This window comes from Nocardioides hankookensis (assembly GCF_042658885.1).
GTDB classification, from domain to species: domain Bacteria; phylum Actinomycetota; class Actinomycetes; order Propionibacteriales; family Nocardioidaceae; genus Nocardioides; species Nocardioides hankookensis.
Genome location: NZ_JBHSRJ010000001.1, coordinates 454,597 through 471,592, shown reverse-complemented (window position 1 = coordinate 471,592; position 16,996 = coordinate 454,597). Strand labels below are relative to the sequence as shown.

Sequence of the window (16,996 nt, the reverse complement as noted above, 5' to 3'; positions counted from 1 at the left end):
AGGTCAGTCTTGCGCGTACGTCAGGAAGACGGTCTCGTCCTCGCCCTGGAGCCGGATGTCGAACACGAATCCCCGGTCGTCGGCCTCCGCACTCGCCCCGGGCCAGCTCGCGGGCGCGGCGCCCGGCAGGTAGGCGCGGGTGAAGAGCCGGTCGAGGAGGCCGCGGGCGAAGACCGTCAGGGCGAAGTACGGCGCCGCGCCGCCCGGGCGCAGCGTCGTGAACTGGTAGTGCCCGGTGCGGTCGGTCGCGGCCCGGCCCCAGCCGGTGAACGTGTAGCCGTCGCGGTGCAGCGAGCCCGGCTCACGCGGGACCGAGCCGTCGGGCGCGGCCTGCCACACCTCGATCAGCGCGTCGGGGACCGGGTCGCCGGCGCCGTCGTACACGCGGCCGTGCAGGCGGATGGCGTCGGGCCGGGTGATCGGGACGAGCTCGCTGTCCCCGTCGTACGGGAGGGCGAAGCCGAAGAACGGGCCGACCGTCTGGCCGGGGGTGGGCGTCATTCGACGTCTCCTTCGGTCGGGGTGCGGTGCGACCCGGTGAGCACGATGTCCCAGCGGTAGCCCGTGGCCCACTCGTGCCGGGTGACGTCGTGGTCGTAGGTCGCGACCAGCCGCTGGCGGGCCGCGGGGTCGACGATCGACTGGTAGATCGGGTCGAGCGCGAAGAGCGGGTCGCCCGGGAAGTACATCTGGGTGACCAGCCGCTGGGTGAACTCGGTGCCGAAGAGCGAGAAGTGGATGTGCGCCGGACGCCAGGCGTTGTGGTGGTTGCGCCACGGGTACGGGCCGGGCTTGATCGTCTGGAACTCGTAGTTGCCGTCGGCGTCGGTGAGGCAGCGCCCCATGCCCGTGAAGTTGGGGTCGAGCGGCGCCGGATGCTGGTCGCGCTGGTGGATGTAGCGGCCGCCCGCGTTGGCCTGCCAGATCTCGACGAGCTGGTGCCGGACCGGTCGCCCGGCGCCGTCGGTCACCCGGCCGGTGACGACCATCCGCTCGCCGACGGGCTCGCCCCGGTGCTGGATCGTGAGGTCGGACTCGAGCGGGTCGACGTCGCGCTGCCCGAAGACGGGCGCCCACAGCTCGATGCCCTCGGGGTCGACCTGGTGCGGCGCCTTCGTGGGGTGCCGCAGGATGCTGGAGCGGTACGGCGGGTAGTCGACGCGGACGTCGGTCTCCTCGACTCCGGCGGAGTCGTACTCCTTCGAGATCGCCTCGATCTCGGCCGTGATCTCGGCCTGGCTCGCAAGAGTGGTCACGACGCCGAAGGTAGGGACTCGGTCGAGTCCCTGACGACGAGGCACTTCCGTTCAGTGGAAGACTGTCCCCATGGCCGGCAACACCTCGACCCCCGGCGCGAGCGTCACCTCCCGCGCGCTCGCCCTGCTCGGCGCCTTCGACGAGCACCACCGGCGGCTGACGCTCACCGAGCTCGCCGACCGCGCGGGACTGCCCATGCCCACCGCGCACCGCCTCGTCGGCGAGCTCGTCGCGTGGGGGGCGCTGGCCCGCAACGCCGCCGGGGAGTACGTCGTCGGCCGGCGGCTCTGGGACATCGGACTGCTCGCCCCCGTCCAGACGGGACTGCGCGAGGTCGCCTCGCCGTACCTGCACGACCTCTACGGCGCCACGCTCGCGACCGTCCACCTGGCCGTGCGCGACGGGACGGACGTCCTCTACGTCGACCGGCTCGCCGGCCACGCGTCGGTCCCGGTCGTCAGCAGCGTCGGCTCCCGGCTACCGATGCACGCGACCGGCGTCGGCAAGGTGCTGCTCGCGCACGCTCCGGTCGAGGTCCAGCACGCCGTGCTCGCCGACCTGGCGCGGATCACGCCGTACACGATCACCCAGCCGGGCCTGCTCCGCCGCCAGCTCGCGAAGGTGCTGCGCGACGGCTACGCCAGCACCACCGAGGAGATGAGCCTGGGCGCCTGCTCCCTCGCGGTCCCGATCCGCCGCGGTCCCGACGTCGTCGCCGCGCTCGGCATGGTGCTGCCCTCCCTCAAGGACCGCGCCCGCCTCGTGGGCGCCCTCCAGGTCGCCGCCCGCGGCATCGGCCGCTCCCTCGGTGGTTGAGGTGCGAGCGGAGCGAGCCGCCGCGATGGTTGAGGTGCGAGCGGAGCGAGCCTCGAAACCACTTTCCACCCAGCGGAACCCCGCACTCATCGGCCGGTCCCCGCACGGCCCAGACTCACGACATGCGCACCCAGGTCGCCATCATCGGCGCGGGCCCGTCCGGGCTGCTCCTCTCCCACCTGCTCGCGGCCGACGGGGTCGAGTCCGTCGTCGTCGAGACCCGCACCGAGGAGTACGTCGCCGGGCGGATCCGGGCGGGCATCCTCGAGCAGTCGACGGTCGACCTGCTGCGCGAGGTCGGGCTCGGCGAGCGGCTGGACCGGGAAGGTGACCCGCACCGCGGCATCTACCTCCAGTGGCCCGAGGAGCGGCACCACCTCGACTTCGTCGACCTGACCGGCCGCTCGGTCTTCGTCTACGGCCAGACCGAGGTGCAGAAGGACCTCGTCGCCGCCCGCACCGCCGCGGGGCAGGAGGTCCACTACGGCGTCAGCGAGACCGCGCTGCACGACCTCGAGTCCGACCGGCCGTCCGTCACGTTCACCGACGAGCACGGCGTCCAGCAACGCCTGGAGGCCGACGTCGTCGTCGGCTGCGACGGCTCGTTCGGGCCCTCACGGGAGGCGGTGCCGGCGACGCTGCGGCGTACCTGGGAGAAGACGTATCCCTACTCCTGGCTGGGGATCCTCGCCGACGTCGCCCCGTCGACCGACGAGCTGATCTACGCCTGGCACCCCGACGGCTTCGCCATGCACTCGATGCGCTCGGCCACGGTCTCGCGGCTCTACCTCCAGGTCCCGAACGAGACGAAGATCGACGACTGGTCCGACGACCGGATCTGGGACGCGCTCGCCACCCGGCTCGGTCACGGGCAGGACGGCTGGCAGCTCACCCCCGGCCCCGTCACCGACAAGAGCGTGCTGCCGATGCGCTCCTTCGTGCAGCAGCCGATGCGCCACGGCCGCCTCTTCCTCGCCGGCGACGCAGCCCACATCGTGCCCCCGACCGGCGCCAAGGGCCTCAACCTCGCCGTCGCCGACGTCGCGCTGCTGGCGCCCGCACTCACCTCGCTCCTCAAGGGCGACGCCGCCCTCGCCGACGGCTACTCCGACGCGGCGCTGCGCCGGGTCTGGCGCTGCACCCACTTCTCCTGGTGGATGACGACGATGCTGCACACCAGCGGCGACCCCTTCGACGAGCAGCTCCAGCTCTCCCAGCTGCGCTGGGTCACCTCGAGCGAGGCCGGCGCCACCGGGCTCGCCGAGAACTACGCCGGGCTGCCCATCGGGTTCTAGTGACCTCACAGGATTCCTATAGGAAGTCCGCAGGGTTCCTCCCAGGAACCTCCGTTGAACTTGTGACCATGAGCCACGAGTCCGACAACAACTTCGACGAGACGCGCCCGATCGAGCGCTCTCCGCAGCCCCCGGCGTACGACCCCTACGGCAACCCCTACCAGGACCCGTACGCCGCTCCCGCCCAGCAGGTCGCCCCGCACCCGGCGCCCGCTGCGGCCCACCGCGCCGGCTGGAGCTGGCGTTCCTCGCTCGCCGGCGCCGTCGCCGGCGGCGTCATCGCCGCCTCCGTCGCGGTCCCGGTCAGCTGGGCGCTCGCCAGCGGCGGCCAGACCACCGTCGCGGACGCCCCGGCCGCCGCGCCGCAGCAGCCGCAGACCGGCTCGGGCGAGTCCGGTGACTCCGGCCAGGCGCCCGGCTTCGGCCAGGGCGGCGGCACCGACCCGTTCGGGTACGGCGCTCCGGACGACCAGCTCGGTGGCAGCACCAGCAACCAGACCGGTGACCAGACCGACGCGAGCGCCGAGCAGTCGCAGGGCGTCGTGCTGATCAACACCGAGACGACCGCGGGCGAGGCGGCCGGCAGCGGCCTGGTCCTCGACTCGTCGGGCATCGTGCTCACCAACTACCACGTCGTCGAGGGCTCGACCTCGGTGAAGGTCACCATCGCCAGCACCGGCGACACCTACGACGCCACCGTGATCGGCCACGACCAGCAGGCCGACGTCGCGCTGCTCCAGCTCGACGGCGCCAGCGGCCTGCAGACCGTCAAGCTCGACGACGACGGCGACCCGGCCGTCGGCGACGAGGTGACCGCCGTCGGCAACGCGCAGGGCCAGGGCTACCTGTCGGCGTCCACCGGCTCCGTGGTCGACGTCGACCAGTCGATCGACACCCAGTCCGAGGGCACGGTCGACGGCGAGCACCTCACGGGCCTCATCGAGACCAACGCGTACGTCGTCGGGGGCTACTCCGGCGGCGCGCTCCTGGACGACGAGGGCGAGGTCGTCGGCATCACGACCGCCGCGTCCAGCGGCGGCGTCGCGCAGAGCTACGCGGTCCCGATCGAGGACGCCCTCCAGGTCGCCCAGCAGATCGAGGACGGGACCGACGGCGACGGCGTCCAGGTCGGCGCCTCGGCCTACCTCGGCATCGCGATCAGCCAGGACGCGACCGGCACCACCGGCGGCGTCCAGGTCGGGCAGGTCCAGAGCGGCGGCGCCGCGGCCCAGGCCGGCATCGAGGCCGGCGCGACGATCACCGGGATCGACGGCACCGCGATCACGTCGTACGACGTGCTGAAGTCGACGCTCGCCACCTACCAGCCCGGCGACTCCGTGACGCTGCGCTGGACCGACACCTCGGGCTCCGCGCACAGCGCCCAGGTCACGCTGGGCGAGTCGCCCGTCAACTGACACTGGTCTGGACCGGGTGATGCCGGTCACAACCTTTCGGTTCTCCCCTCGTTGCTCGTGGGTACGAGTCGCTCGTCCGCCTTCCGCGGGCAGCGGAAGACGAGGGGAGAACCCATGTTCAAGCACCTGATGAAGGCGCTGCTCGCGCTCTGCGTGGTGGCGGCGCTGTCGTTCGTCGGCACCACCACCGCGACCGCGAGCGCGGCCGGCAGCGGCGCGGACCGGGCGGGGAGCACGGAGCGAGCCGCCGGCACCTGCGCCAAGCAGCGGCACCGGGCCGTCAAGGCCAAGAAGGCCTCGCACAAGGCTGACAAGCGTGTGCAGAAGGCCAAGAAGCACCAGAAGCGCGCCGACTCCCGCAAGGAGCGGCACGCCGCGAACAAGAAGCTCAAGAAGGCCAAGAAGCACCAGCGCGCGGCCCACCGACACCTGAAGCAGGCCAAGAAGGCCTACGCCAAGTGCCGCCGGGCCCACAGCGGTGGCGGCGGTGGTGGCGGTGGGAACGGCGACGCGAGCGCATTGCAGCCCGCGTGCGACGCCGGCCTGCCGCAGCAGATCTGCGACGCGTTCGCGCAGCTGCCGAGCCCCGGCGGGGACGGCAGCGCCTCGCCGATCCAGCCCCTCTGCGACGCCGGCCTGCCGCAGGCCATCTGCGACGCCTCGACCGCTCCGCCCGGCCCGGGTGGCGCCTCGCCGATCCAGCCGCTCTGCGACGCCGGCCTGCCGCAGGACGTCTGCGACGCGGCGAGCGGCGGCGGGACCCCGGACCCGTCGACGATCTGCACGGTGCTGCCGATCCCCGGCCTGTGCCCCGGCGTACTCCTGCGACCGGGAGTTCGCGCACGCGCAGCCTGAGCAGCCCCTAGGGTCGCGCCGTGGACGCGATCCTCGCTGCAGTCGTGGTCGTCACGCTGGTCGTGACGGCCACGACTGCCGTCCGGGCCAGGCGGGCGGGCCATCCCCTCGGCGCGGGCATCCGCGGCGTCGGCGCTGCCCGGAGCGTCGGCACCGGCCTCGCGATCGCGGCGGCCGGGATGCTCACCACCACCGGCCTGATGGCGCTCGCCGGGGTCGCGCACGTCGACGGCGTGACCGTCGACCCCGCGCTGCTGCTCCTCGGCCTGCTCGTCTTCTCGCTCTCCGGGTACGTCGAGGAGCTGCTCTTCCGGGTCCTGATGCTCGGCGGGCTGGTCCGGCTGACCGGCCGGCCCTGGCTCGCCCTGGCCCTGATGGCCGTGGCCGTCGGCGCCTTCCACCTCGCGACGACCGCGCACACGACCGTCCTCTCGGTCGCCAGCAGCACCCTCGGCGGCGTGATGTACGGCGTGGCCTTCCTGCGCACCGGCACCCTGTGGCTCGGCCTCGGCGTCCACATCGGCTGGAACTGGTTCCAGGGCACGGTCCTGGGCTTCACCGTCAGCGGCACGGACGACTACAGCGGCGCACTGCTGCAGGTGCACACGTCGGGAGCCGACTGGCTCGGCGGCGGGAGCTACGGGCCGGAGGGCAGCGTGCTCTCGCTGGTCGGCCGCCTGGTGATCATCGGGCTGATCGTCCTCGTCACGCGTCCGGGACCGGATCGCCCTTGATGCGGTACTTCCAGTAGCTGTAGGCCAGCAGGCCCAGCGCGATGAAGCCGGAGAGCACCAGCGTGATCCCGGTCGCCGGTCCGCCGATCAGCCACCACGACTCCCGCACCGGCCACCAGCCGGGCGCCGCGGGGTCGACGATCCACAGCACCCCGAACCCGAGGATGCACAGGCCGCCGAGCGCCGACAGCGCGACCCGCCACCAGGTCTCGACCCCCTCGGAGGCAGCCCGCTTCGCCATCCGCTCGACCGGCGCGACGCGTCGTTCGGCCCACTCGTACTGCTGGGAGAGCACGACCAGGCCGGCGAAGAGCATCAGCAGACCGGGGCCGGGCAGCACCAGTGCGGCGATCCCGGCGAGCACGAGCACCCAGCCGACGACCTCCAGCACGATCCGCTTGACGTGGCGGCCGCCCGGGAAACCCATGCCGGAAGCCTGCCAGACATCGACAAGCAGGTCAGGCGTTGGCTCACGCTGCCAGGCTCAGGTCGTCGCGCGCCACGTCGGGGTCGATGCCGTCGGGCAGCCGCACCAGGCGCGCGTGCACGTGCGGGGGCACGGCGAGCCGGGTCAGGATCAGTGCGGCACCGCTGGTCGCGACCAGGGCGTAGATGAGGTTGGCGTCGATGTCGGCGAGCAGGCCGTACGCGCCGGCGAGGGCGGCGTCGACGATCAGCATCGACCAGGCCGAGGCCGCGATCGCCGAGACGTCGTGGGAGCGCCAGGCCGTCACCGCGGCCGGGCCGACCATCAGGGTGATCGAGCAGCCGAGCGCGACGATGATCGGGCGCGAGCCGAGCACCGGCACCAGCGCCGTCAGGGTGGCGATCGTCAGCGCCCAGACGACCGGCAGCCACAACCGCGTGCGGTCGCCGCCGCGGCGCCAGGCCAGGACGAGCGCGCCCGCCGTGCCGGGCAGGGCGAGGAAGGCCGGCAGGACGACCCACACCTCGTGCTCGACGACCCCGAAGATCGTCCAGGCGATGCCGCTGACCGTCGAGTTCGCGAGCGCGGCGACGCTCACGCCGGCGGCGCTGCCGGTGCGGGCGAGCTTGCGCAGCTGCGGGACGGTGTAGGCGAACGCGAGGAGCGTGCCGGCCAGGCCGACGACGGTCGTGAGCGAGATGTGCACGGGCTTCTACTTCTTCTGGACACAGACGACGGCCGCCGTGTGCTGGCCACTCTCGTGGGCACACGACGACCGTCGTCGAAGCTGACTTGGGGATCGGTGGTCCGGCGGCGTCACGCCTGCCGACCCGGCAACCCTACGCCGCTTACGGACCGAAAACGACCAAAAGTAGCGCGGGCCAGGGTGACCTCACCCACAGATCGTCCTGACTATTCACCTCAGAGCCGCAAATAGTTCGGTCTCAGCGACCCTTCCAGACAGGCGCGCGCTTCTCCGCGAACGCGGTCGCACCCTCGGTGGCGTCCTCGGACACGAAGACCGGCATCATCACCTCGCCCTGCTTGGCCCACATCTCGTCGGCGGACCAGTCGGCCGACGTCCGGGCGATCTGCTTCGTGACCGCGACGGCCAGCGGGCCGTTGGCGGCGACGGCGGTGGCGAGCTCGAGCGCGCCGTCGAGCGCGCCGCCCTCAGCGGTGACCCGGTTGACCAGTCCGAGCTCCGCGGCCCGGGTGGCCGTGATCGGGTCACCGGTCAGCAGCATCTCCATCGCGATCGTCTGCGGGATCCGTCGCGGCAGCAGCATCGCCGCACCGGCACCCGCGACGAGCGCGCGCTTGACCTCCGGCACGCCCAGCTTCGCGCTCTCGGCCGCGACGACCAGGTCGCAGGCCAGCAGCAGCTCGAACCCGCCGGCGACGGCCCAGCCCTCGACCGCGCCGATCAGCGGCTTGCGGGGCGGCCGCTCGGTGATGCCGCCGAGCCCCCGACCCTCGATGGACGGCACCTCGCCGCGCAGGAACGCCTTGAGGTCCATGCCCGCGCTGAACGTGCCACCGGCGCCGGTCAGCACCCCGACCCAGAGCTCGTCGCTCGCGTCGAGCTCGTCCACGGCCGCCGCGATCCCCGCCGCCACCGCGCCGTTGATCGCGTTCTTCGCCTCGGGCCGGTTGATCGTGATGACCTGGATGCCGTCACGCTGCTCGACCAGTACCTCGTCAGCCATAGGTGATGCTCCTTCGTGTACGACTGGGTTTCGAGACGCCGGTCGCGAGCTCGTTCCTCGCTCGCGCGGCTCCTCAACCTGGCTGCAGACTCCCGGCCTTCGCAAGCTCAGGCCGGGGCAGCTCAGATGTCGGTGACCCGGATGCCGGCGTGCGCCTTGTAGCGGCGGTTGACGGAGATCAGGTTGGCGGTCAGCGCCTCGACCTGGTGGGCGTTGCGGAGGCGACCGCCGTACACGCCACGGACGCCGGGGATCGTGGTGCAGAGGTCCTGGACCAGGTCGGTGGCCTCGCGGACGTCGCCGAGGACGAGGACGTCGGTGTCGACGGACTCGACCTCGGGATCCTCGAGCTTGACCGCGGACACGTTGTGGAAGGCGCCGACGACGGTCGACTCCGTGAGGATCCCCTGCGCCTGCTGGGCGGCCGAGCCCTCCTCGACGGGCAGGGCGTAGGCGCCCTGCTTGTCGAAGCCGAGCGGGTTCACGCAGTCCACGACGACCTTGCCGGCGAGCTGCGGGACCAACGAGGCGAGCAGCTCGCCGTGGCCGTCCCACGGCACGGCGACCACGACGACGTCACCCGCCTCCGCAGCACCCGCGTTGTCGGCGCCGGTGACGGTGCCGCCGACCACCTCGGCCAGGGTGGCAGCCGCCTCCTCGGCGCGCTCGGCGCTGCGGCTCCCGATCACCACGGGTACGCCGGCGGCGGCGAAGCGTCGGGCCAGGCCACGGCCCTGGGGCCCGGTGCCACCCAGCACCGCGACGGTCTTGCCGGTCAGGGATTCAGGCAGGTTGCTCATGTCGACACTCTGTCAGCCTGGCGACCGGGCGACGAGGTGAGGCAAGGTGGTGCACCTCACACCCCTCGGAGGTTCGATGAGCGCGACCGCCACGGCACCTGTGGACCCGTCCCCCGCCGGCCCGATCACGCTCGAGGGCCGAGCCCGGATCCTGGCCTTCTCGACCATCGGCCTCGGCATGCTGCTGGCGGCGCTCGACGGCACCATCGTGTCGACCGCGCTACCGACGATCGTCGGCGACCTCGGCGGCGGCAACCACGTCTCGTGGGTGGTGACGTCCTACCTGCTGGCCCAGACCGCGATCACCGTCGTCGTCGGCAAGGTAGGCGACCAGTTCGGCCGCAAGCAGGTCTTCCAGGTCAGCGTCACCGTCTTCATCGTCGGCTCGATGCTCTGCGGTCTCGCCCAGGGGATGACCTGGCTGATCGCGTCGCGCGCCCTGCAGGGGCTCGGAGCCGGCGGCCTCACGGTGACCGCCACCGCGCTGATCGCGGACATCATCCCGCTGCGCGAGCGTGGCAAGTTCCAAGGTGCGCTGGGCGCCGTCTTCGGCGTGGCCACGGTGATCGGCCCCCTGCTCGGTGGCCTGCTGACCGACAACGTCAGCTGGCGCTGGTGCTTCTACATCAACGTGCCGCTCGCCGCGATCGTCATCGTCGCGACGCAGGTCTGGATCCCGAAGGTCCCGCCCGGCGGCAAGCCGCGCATCGACTACCTCGGCATGGCCACGGTGGCGCTCGGCGCCTCGATGCTCGTCCTCGCGACCAGCTTCGGCGGCACGACGTACGACTGGGGCTCGTGGCAGATCATCGGCCTGCTCGTCGGCGGCGTCGCGGTCCTCGCCGTCTTCGTCCTGGTCGAGCTGCGCGCCGCCGAGCCGATCCTCCCGATGCGCCTCTTCCGGTCGAAGGTGTTCGCCGACTGCTGCGCACTCAGCTTCATCGTCGGCTTCACCATGCTCGGCGCGATGACCTTCCTGCCGACGTTCTTCCAGTACGTCGAGGGCGTCACCGCGACCCAGTCCGGCTTCCGGATGCTGCCGATGGTGCTCGGCCTGCTGATCACCGCGACCACCAGCGGCAACATCGTCAGCAAGACCGGCCGCTACAAGATCTTCCCGGTCGTCGGCGGCCTGGTGATGGCGTTCGGCCTCTTCCTGCTCTCGACCATGGACCCGTCCACCGCGAGCTGGACCTCGGCCCTCTACCTCTTCATCTTCGGCATGGGCATCGGGCTGTCGATGCAGGTGCTCACGATCATCGTGCAGAGCTCCGTGGCCTACTCCGACCTCGGCGTCGCCACTTCGGGCGTGACGTTCTTCCGGACGATGGGCAGCGCGTTCGGCGCCGCGATCTTCGGCTCCCTCTACGGCAACTTCCTCGGAGACCGGCTGCCGGCCGCGATCGCCGAGAGCCCCGGGGTGACCCCCGCCGACCTCTCCACGCCGAGCGCCCTACACCTGCTCGACGACGCCGTGATCGCGCCCATCGTCAACGCCTACTCGGAGTCACTGACCCAGGTCTTCCTGTACGCCGTGCCCGTCGCGCTGGTCGCCTTCGTCCTCGCGCTGCTGCTGCCGCAGGTCCAGCTCGGTCAGAGCACCGCCCCGTCGGCGAGCGACCTCGGTGGCGGCTTCGGCGCACCCGAGTCGCTGACGAACGACGAGGTGCTCGGCCGCAAGATCGCCAACCTGCTCTACGGCCAGCGTCGCGACGTCGTCCTCGACGTCCTCGGCGACGAGACCGACGGCATGGACGCTGCGCGCATCTGGGCGCTGGTCCAGGTGCACGGCCTGACGATCGCCGACCGCACGGCCGACGTCACCCAGATCGCCCACGCCCGGGCGCTCCCGTCCGCGATCCTCGAACCGGTCTTCGCCGACCTGATCGTGGACGGGTACGCCGAGGGCTCGCTGCACGACCTCGGCCTGACGCCGACCGGCCACGCCGCGATCGCCGAGCTCCGGGTGAAGCTGCGCGACTGGATCATCGAGCACCTCGACGGGGTCGAGCCCGACCCGGAGGAGGTGTCGGCGGCGATCACCCGCGTCGTACGCCGCCTCGTGATCGAGCAGGCAGACAGCAAGCCGCGCCTGCCGGCGCTGCTGCCTACCGGGTCCGACGGCCCGTGATCCGGGGCACGAGCACCCGAGCCGAGCGGGCTCGCACGGCGCCCCACCACAGCCCGGCGCCGTAGGCCAGGTCGTCGAGACGCCTTGCCAGGAAGGCCTCCGGGGCCTGCGCCACCGGCACCTCGCGGTGGTCGAGCAGGTCCCAGACCATCGCCGCCACGACGGCTCGCCGGGCCCTCCTGGAGAAGACCGACGCGGCCGCGGCCCCGGGCCACCAGTGCCGCAGCAGCAGGTGCGACCCCTGGCGCAGCGTCGAGACCGCCACCTCGGCGGTGAGCTCGGTGGCCAGACGACCGCGGTCGGGGGTGTCCGGGAGGGTGCGGCCCAGCCGGAGCCGGACCAGCGCAATCGCGCCGAGGCTGCACGGGACCGACCAGCTCCGCTGCCACAGCAGCGCAATCGCGCCGATGGCGGGCACCGGCGAGAGCACCGCGGGAGCCATCCAGTCGCCGTGACGCTCGGCCAGCCAGGCGCCACCGGTGCCGTAGAACGCCTTGCGGCCCAGCCAGGTCGACCAGGTGCCCCGGCTGTCGTGGCCCGCGACGTACGACGGGTCGTAGCGGACCTGCCGGCCCGCCTGGATCAGCCGCCAGACGAGGTCGACGTCCTCGGCGACCCGCCGGTCGCCGTCGAACGCCCCTTGCTCCAGGTCGGCCATCCGCACGACGAGGCAGGCGCTGGGCAGCCAGCCCACCTTCGACCAGGGCCGCACCAGCGCCGGGACCTCGCCGAGGTCGAGCGAGAGGCCGTCGACGTCCCAGCGCTCGAACCGCCGGGGCCGCGCGCCGCGCGCGACCCCCTGCACCCGCGGTCCCACGGCCGCCACGTGCGGGTCCGCGAAGTGGCCGGCCAGGCCGCGCACGGCGTCCGCCGTCACGACGACGTCGGAGTCGACGAACGCGACGTACGGCGTCCGCACCGCCGCGATGCCGGCGTTGCGGGCGCCGGCGGGCCCGACGTTGTCGGTCAGCGCGACCAGGCGGGCGCCGTGCCGGCCGGCGACCTCCGCGACCGCCGACGGGTCGCGGGACGCGTCGTCGACAACGACGACGGGAAGGCCGTCGAGCCCGCCCAGCAGTCGGTCGAGCCGGTCGGCCCGGTCGCGGATCGGGACCACCACGGTCAGCTCCGCGCCGGTCGGCTCGTCGAGCACCGGGGCCGCGAGGTTCGCGGCGAGGAGTCGCTCCGCGACGACCTCGGTCGTCCGGTCGGCGACCTCCAGCACGTCGCCGCGGCCCAGCGCCGGCGCCGGCTCCCGCAGCCGCAGCACCCGGAGGGGAGACCCGCCGACCAGGGTGCGACCGCCGTCGTGCACCCGGACGTCCGCGCCGACCTGCACCCGGAAGCCCGGGGGGAGGCTCATGGCCGGAAGCCGCCGTCGGCGTGCACGACGCCACCGTTGAGCGCCGCCCCGTCCACCGAGCAGCAGAAGGCGATCGTCGCCGCGACCTCGTCGGGGTCGAGGACCCGGCGCAGCAGCTGGTTGTCGGCGAAGGCCACCGGGTCCGCGATGCCGTAGAGGTCCGCGGTCGCGTCGAGCATCGCGGTGTTCGTCGAGCCGGGCGAGACCGCGACCGCGGTGACCCCGGTGGCGACCAGGTCGGCCGCGAGGCCCTTCACCAGGCCGACCACCGCGTGCTTGGCCGCGTTGTAGCCCGCGAGGTGGAAGAGGCCGTACGTCGCAGCCGCGGACGCGACCGCCACGAACCGGCAGCCGCGCGGCTCCGGCCCGGCCAGCATGGCGGGCACGGCGACGGCCGCGGTGTTCCAGACCCCGCGGACGTCCACGTCCCAGAGCTCGTCGAGCTCCGACTCCGGCGTCTCCCACAACGGCTGCCCGCCCCGGATGACCGCGGCCGCCGCGACGGCGACGTCGAGCCGGCCCCACCGCGCGAGCGCGAAGTCGACCGCGCCCTTGAGCACCGTGCGGTCGCGGACGTCGCCGACGACGTGCGCAACCGTGTCGGTCTCCGGTGCCTCCTCGAGGTCGACGCCGACCACGGCGTACCCCTGCTCGACGAGGCGGCGGACGGTAGCCGACCCGATGCCGCCGGCGGCGCCGGTGACGAGAGCGACCCTCACGACAGCCGCCTCACGACGTCCTCGACCATGGCCTTCAGCACCCGAGCACCCTCCTCGGCGGACGCTCCGGCCGGGTCCCCCAGCACGCCGTTGGCCGACACCGCGGCGATGCCGCCGGACACCATGGCGGGGAGGATCTCCCTCAACGGCCGGGTGTTCCCGGCCTCGGCGCGCTCGAGACGCACCGACCCGGGACGCAGGTGCAGCATCAGCGAGGTCTCGGTGAACCCGGCGTGCAGGTCCACCTCCTCGGTCGCGCACGGCACCCACTCGATCTCGTCGGACGCGTTCAGCGCCGCCAGGTTGCCGCCATGCGCGTTGACGACCACCACCCGGTTCGCCCAGGTCCGCAGCGACCGGACCACCTCGACGACGACGTGGGTGAGCGCCTCGGTGCCGACGGACGCCGTACCGGAGAAGGACTGGTGCTCGCCGCTGGAGCCGTACGAGATCGCGGGCGCGACCCACGCGCCGGGCACCTGTGCGGCGACACCCTCCGCCACGGCGACCGCGATCGCAGTGTCGGTGTCGAGGGGCAGGTGGGGGCCGTGCTGCTCGATCGAGCCCACCGGCACCAGCACCAGCCCGGCACCTGCGGTCTCCGGCGACGTGGCGTCGGCCAGGCGACTCATGATCTGTGGAAGCCCTCCGGGATGAGCAGCAGCCCGGGCTCGAGCTCGTCGATGGAGGAGACGCCCAGTCCCAGCAGGGCGGAGTCGATGCCGCCGTGCAGGATGTCGAGCACGTTCTCCACGCCGGCCTGGCCGTTGGCCGCGAGGCCCCAGAGGTAGGCGCGGCCGATCAGCACCGCCTTCGCCCCGAGGGCGAGCGCCTTCACGACGTCCGAGCCCCGGCGTACGCCGCCGTCCATCAGCACCTCGACCTGGCCGCCGACCGCGGTCGAGATCGGGTAGAGCAGCCGGATCGCGGCCGGGGTGCCGTCGAGGTTGTTGCCGCCGTGGTTGGAGACCGAGATCGCGTCGACGCCGGCGTCGACCGCGCGCTTCGCGTCGTCGACCCGCCCGACGCCCTTGAGCACGAACGGCGTGCCGCTCAGCTCGGCCCAGGTCGACCGCATCCACGCGACGTCCTCCCAGGACGGCGGAGGGGTGGTCATCCACTCGTAGTAGGCGCCGAAGAACGTCGGCGCCTCGCCACCCGGAGGCGCGAGGTTGGGTGCGGTCAGGTCGGGGAGCTGTCCGGTCCTCCCGAACTGGTAGAGCCAGCGCGGCTTGGTGGCGACCTTGGGCGCCATCCGCACCATCGTCTTGAGGTCGACCTTCTCGGGGATCTCGGGCGAGCCCCAGTCGCGGCCCATCGAGAACGACCAGTCCAGGGTGGCGATCAGGCCGATCGCGCCGGCGCGGTGGGCGCGCTCCATGCGCTGCACCATCACGTCGCGGTCGCCCGTCCAGTACATCTGGAAGAGCGTGCGCGGACAGGCCTCGACGACCTCCTCGACCGACTTGGACGCGAAGTTCGACAGCCCCATCAACGTGCCGCGGGCGTTGGCCGCCCGGGCCACGGCGACCTCACCGTCCGGGTGCACGGCCTGTACGCCGGTCGGGCTGATCAGCACCGGCAGCGAGACCTCCTGGCCCAGCACCGTGCGGCTCATCGATCGCTCCGCGTGGTGGCCCGCGACGTGTGGCAGCACGCCGAGCTCCATGAAGGCGCGCTGGTTGTCGCTGACCGTCTGGCCGCGCTCGGAGCCCGCGACCAGCGCGGCGTACACCGGCTCCGGGAGCCGCTTCTGTGCCCTCCGTTGGGCGACGGCGACCGACTCGAACCACGGGTTCTGCTTCCACGGGTTCTCGGCCCACTCCGGCAGCCACTCGGGACGGGTCACGGCACGAACCCCGCGAGCGGACTCTCGGCGCAGTCCGACACGGGCGGGCGGGTCAGCAGCTTGAGCATCACCGGCTGGTTGCGGGTCGGGTTGCTCTTGGAGTGGTCCTGGCTCGCGGCCGGGATCGACCGTGCCCCGGCCAGCGCCATCTCGCCGTACCCCTGCACGCACTCGGGGTCAGGCCCGTCGAGCGGCAGACCGGTGAAGAACTTCGCTGCCATGCAGCCGCCGCGGCACGAGTCGTAGAAGTCGCACTTCCCGCAGGCGCCGCCGGTCTGCGGCGAGCGCAGGTCCTGGAACAGCTCGGAGGTCTGCCAGACCTCCTGGAAGCCGCCGTCACGCAGCAGGTTGCCGGCGAGGAAGTTGTCGTGGATCGCGAACGGACAGGCGTAGACGTCGCCGATCGGGTCGATCAGGCAGACCACCCGGCCGGCGCCGCAGAGGTTGAGCCCCGGCAACGCCTCTCCGAAGGCGGCGAGGTGGAAGAACGAGTCACCGGTCAGGACGTCTCTCCCCCCACTCTTGGCGGACGCCATCAGCCAGTCGTAGAGCACGCGCTGCTGCTCGGGAAGCGGGTGCAGCTCGTCCCAGACGTCCGCGCCGCGGCCCGAGGGACGCAGCCGGGTCAGCCGCAGCGTCGCGCCGTACTCGTCGGCGAGCGCCTTGAACTCGTCGAGCTGCCCGATGTTCTGGCGGGTGCAGACCACGGAGATCTTGGCGTCGGTGAAGCCTGCGTCCTTGAGGTTCTGCAGCGCCGTGATCGCGGTGTCGAACGAGCCGGGACCCCGCACGTAGTCGTTGACCTCGGCGGTCGCGCCATCGAGGGAGATCTGCACGTCGACGTACCCACCGCAGGCCGGGGAGGCCAGGAACGCTGCGCGCTCGGGCGTCAGCCGCACGCCGTTGGTGGAGAACTTCACGCCGACCTGGTGGTTGACGGCGTACTCCAGCAGGTGCCAGAAGTCCGGGCGGATCGTCGGCTCGCCGCCGCCGATGTTCACGTAGAACACCTGCATCCGCTGCAGCTCGTCGATGACCGCCTCGGCCTGCTCGGTCGTGAGCTCGCGCGGATCGCGGCGACCCGACGACGACAGGCAGTGCGCGCACTCCAGGTTGCAGGCGTACGTGAGCTCCCACGTCAGGCAGATCGGCGCGTCCAGTCCGAGCTCGAAGTGCTCGATGAGCTTCATGCGGCGGCCTCCTGGCGGGCGCGGATCATGTCGGAGGCCGCGAGGCCCTCGAGGGCGGAGAGGTACGACGGCCAGCTCGCCTCGGGCACGCCGGCCGCGACCAGGGCGGCACGGACGTCGTCCGCGTCACCGAGGGCACGGACGACGGCGACCAGCTCCGGACGCTTGAGGAAGATCAGCTTCCGGTTGCCGAAGTGGTAGGCCAGCGCACCGAACGGCTCGGGGCGCAGCGACACCGACGGCGACAGCGCCCAGGACTGGTCGAGCTGGATGCTCGACATGCTCAGTAGACGCCGCACATGCCGTCGATCGAGACCTCCTCGATCAGGTCCTCGGCGGTCACGTCGGCGTCAGCGGTGGTGGTCTCGGGCTCGGCGTTCATGGCGGGCTCCTTCCGGAAACGAGTGATGCCCGCCACAATAAGTGCACTCATGGC

The 16,996-nt window shown here is 72.4% G+C and carries 19 protein-coding genes; 6 read left to right on the top strand and 13 right to left on the bottom strand.

What is annotated here, in order from left to right:
• Positions 1-3 precede the first annotated feature (3 nt).
• Entirely contained in the window at positions 4-501 is a 498-nt protein-coding gene (locus ACFPYL_RS02180) for a dioxygenase family protein (RefSeq protein WP_379149876.1), read from the bottom strand.
• A complete protein-coding gene (pcaH, locus tag ACFPYL_RS02175) occupies positions 498-1,256 on the bottom strand; it encodes a protocatechuate 3,4-dioxygenase subunit beta (RefSeq protein ID WP_379149874.1) in 759 nt (252 codons plus the stop codon). Before pcaH ends, ACFPYL_RS02180 begins: the two co-directional genes overlap by 4 nt.
• Positions 1,257-1,326: 70 nt before the next feature.
• Here pcaH and ACFPYL_RS02170 point away from each other — a divergent pair, with 70 nt between their 5' ends.
• The 5 genes from ACFPYL_RS02170 (at position 1,327) to ACFPYL_RS02150 (ending at position 6,372) form a co-directional block, all read left to right on the top strand.
• Positions 1,327-2,073 (top strand): IclR family transcriptional regulator, encoded by a 747-nt coding sequence (locus ACFPYL_RS02170; RefSeq protein ID WP_379149872.1) that lies wholly within the window; start codon positions 1,327-1,329, stop codon positions 2,071-2,073.
• A gap of 122 nt (positions 2,074-2,195) precedes the next feature.
• The gene (locus tag ACFPYL_RS02165) at positions 2,196-3,368 is read left to right on the top strand and encodes a 4-hydroxybenzoate 3-monooxygenase (RefSeq protein WP_379149870.1); all 1,173 of its coding nucleotides are present in this window, start codon (positions 2,196-2,198) and stop codon (positions 3,366-3,368) included.
• A 68-nt stretch (positions 3,369-3,436) separates the two neighbouring features.
• Positions 3,437-4,783: a S1C family serine protease gene (locus tag ACFPYL_RS02160; protein WP_379149868.1), complete on the top strand. Its 1,347-nt coding sequence runs from the start codon at positions 3,437-3,439 to the stop codon at positions 4,781-4,783.
• Positions 4,784-4,897: 114 nt separating this feature from the next.
• A complete protein-coding gene (locus ACFPYL_RS02155; RefSeq protein WP_379149866.1) occupies positions 4,898-5,638 on the top strand; it encodes a hypothetical protein in 741 nt (246 codons plus the stop codon).
• Positions 5,639-5,658: 20 nt separating this feature from the next.
• A complete protein-coding gene (locus tag ACFPYL_RS02150) occupies positions 5,659-6,372 on the top strand; it encodes a CPBP family intramembrane glutamic endopeptidase (RefSeq protein WP_379149864.1) in 714 nt (237 codons plus the stop codon).
• Here the strand turns inward: ACFPYL_RS02150 and ACFPYL_RS02145 are convergent.
• From ACFPYL_RS02145 to npdG, 4 genes are all read right to left on the bottom strand, one after another.
• The gene (locus ACFPYL_RS02145) at positions 6,344-6,799 is read right to left on the bottom strand and encodes a PGPGW domain-containing protein (protein WP_379149862.1); all 456 of its coding nucleotides are present in this window, start codon (positions 6,797-6,799) and stop codon (positions 6,344-6,346) included. The two genes, ACFPYL_RS02150 and ACFPYL_RS02145, sit on opposite strands and share 29 nt — an antisense overlap.
• Positions 6,800-6,842: 43 nt before the next feature.
• Complete coding sequence (locus ACFPYL_RS02140) at positions 6,843-7,505, bottom strand: PQ-loop domain-containing transporter (RefSeq protein ID WP_379149860.1); 663 nt, start codon at positions 7,503-7,505, stop codon at positions 6,843-6,845.
• 238 nt (positions 7,506-7,743) lie between these two features.
• Positions 7,744-8,508, bottom strand: coding sequence for a crotonase/enoyl-CoA hydratase family protein (locus ACFPYL_RS02135; RefSeq protein WP_379149858.1), 765 nt, complete (start codon positions 8,506-8,508; stop codon positions 7,744-7,746).
• A 122-nt stretch (positions 8,509-8,630) separates the two neighbouring features.
• Positions 8,631-9,308, bottom strand: a complete 678-nt coding sequence (gene npdG / locus ACFPYL_RS02130) for an NADPH-dependent F420 reductase (protein ID WP_379149856.1) — start codon at positions 9,306-9,308, stop codon at positions 8,631-8,633.
• A 76-nt stretch (positions 9,309-9,384) separates the two neighbouring features.
• On the opposite strand from npdG, the gene ACFPYL_RS02125 reads away from it, so the two are divergent.
• Entirely contained in the window at positions 9,385-11,439 is a 2,055-nt protein-coding gene (locus ACFPYL_RS02125) for an MDR family MFS transporter (protein WP_379149854.1), read from the top strand.
• Here the strand turns inward: ACFPYL_RS02125 and mftF are convergent.
• The 7 genes from mftF to mftA are packed head-to-tail and all read right to left on the bottom strand — an operon-like array spanning position 11,417 to position 16,942.
• Entirely contained in the window at positions 11,417-12,802 is a 1,386-nt protein-coding gene (mftF, locus tag ACFPYL_RS02120; protein WP_379149852.1) for a mycofactocin biosynthesis glycosyltransferase MftF, read from the bottom strand. The genes ACFPYL_RS02125 and mftF overlap by 23 nt on opposite strands.
• A complete protein-coding gene (locus ACFPYL_RS02115) occupies positions 12,799-13,521 on the bottom strand; it encodes a mycofactocin-coupled SDR family oxidoreductase (RefSeq protein ID WP_379149851.1) in 723 nt (240 codons plus the stop codon). Before ACFPYL_RS02115 ends, mftF begins: the two co-directional genes overlap by 4 nt.
• Positions 13,518-14,153 (bottom strand): mycofactocin biosynthesis peptidyl-dipeptidase MftE, encoded by a 636-nt coding sequence (gene mftE, locus ACFPYL_RS02110; protein WP_379149849.1) that lies wholly within the window; start codon positions 14,151-14,153, stop codon positions 13,518-13,520. The genes ACFPYL_RS02115 and mftE overlap by 4 nt, the downstream gene beginning before the upstream one ends.
• Positions 14,150-15,370 (bottom strand): pre-mycofactocin synthase MftD, encoded by a 1,221-nt coding sequence (gene mftD, locus ACFPYL_RS02105; RefSeq protein WP_379149847.1) that lies wholly within the window; start codon positions 15,368-15,370, stop codon positions 14,150-14,152. Before mftD ends, mftE begins: the two co-directional genes overlap by 4 nt.
• Complete coding sequence (mftC, locus tag ACFPYL_RS02100) at positions 15,367-16,560, bottom strand: mycofactocin radical SAM maturase (RefSeq protein WP_379149845.1); 1,194 nt, start codon at positions 16,558-16,560, stop codon at positions 15,367-15,369. The genes mftD and mftC overlap by 4 nt, the downstream gene beginning before the upstream one ends.
• Positions 16,557-16,841 (bottom strand): mycofactocin biosynthesis chaperone MftB, encoded by a 285-nt coding sequence (gene mftB, locus ACFPYL_RS02095; RefSeq protein ID WP_379149843.1) that lies wholly within the window; start codon positions 16,839-16,841, stop codon positions 16,557-16,559. The genes mftC and mftB overlap by 4 nt, the downstream gene beginning before the upstream one ends.
• A 2-nt stretch (positions 16,842-16,843) precedes the next feature.
• On the bottom strand, positions 16,844-16,942 hold the full coding sequence (gene mftA / locus ACFPYL_RS02090; RefSeq protein WP_379149841.1) for a mycofactocin precursor MftA: 99 nt from the start codon (positions 16,940-16,942) through the stop codon (positions 16,844-16,846).
• Between the last annotated feature and the right edge of the window lie 54 nt (positions 16,943-16,996).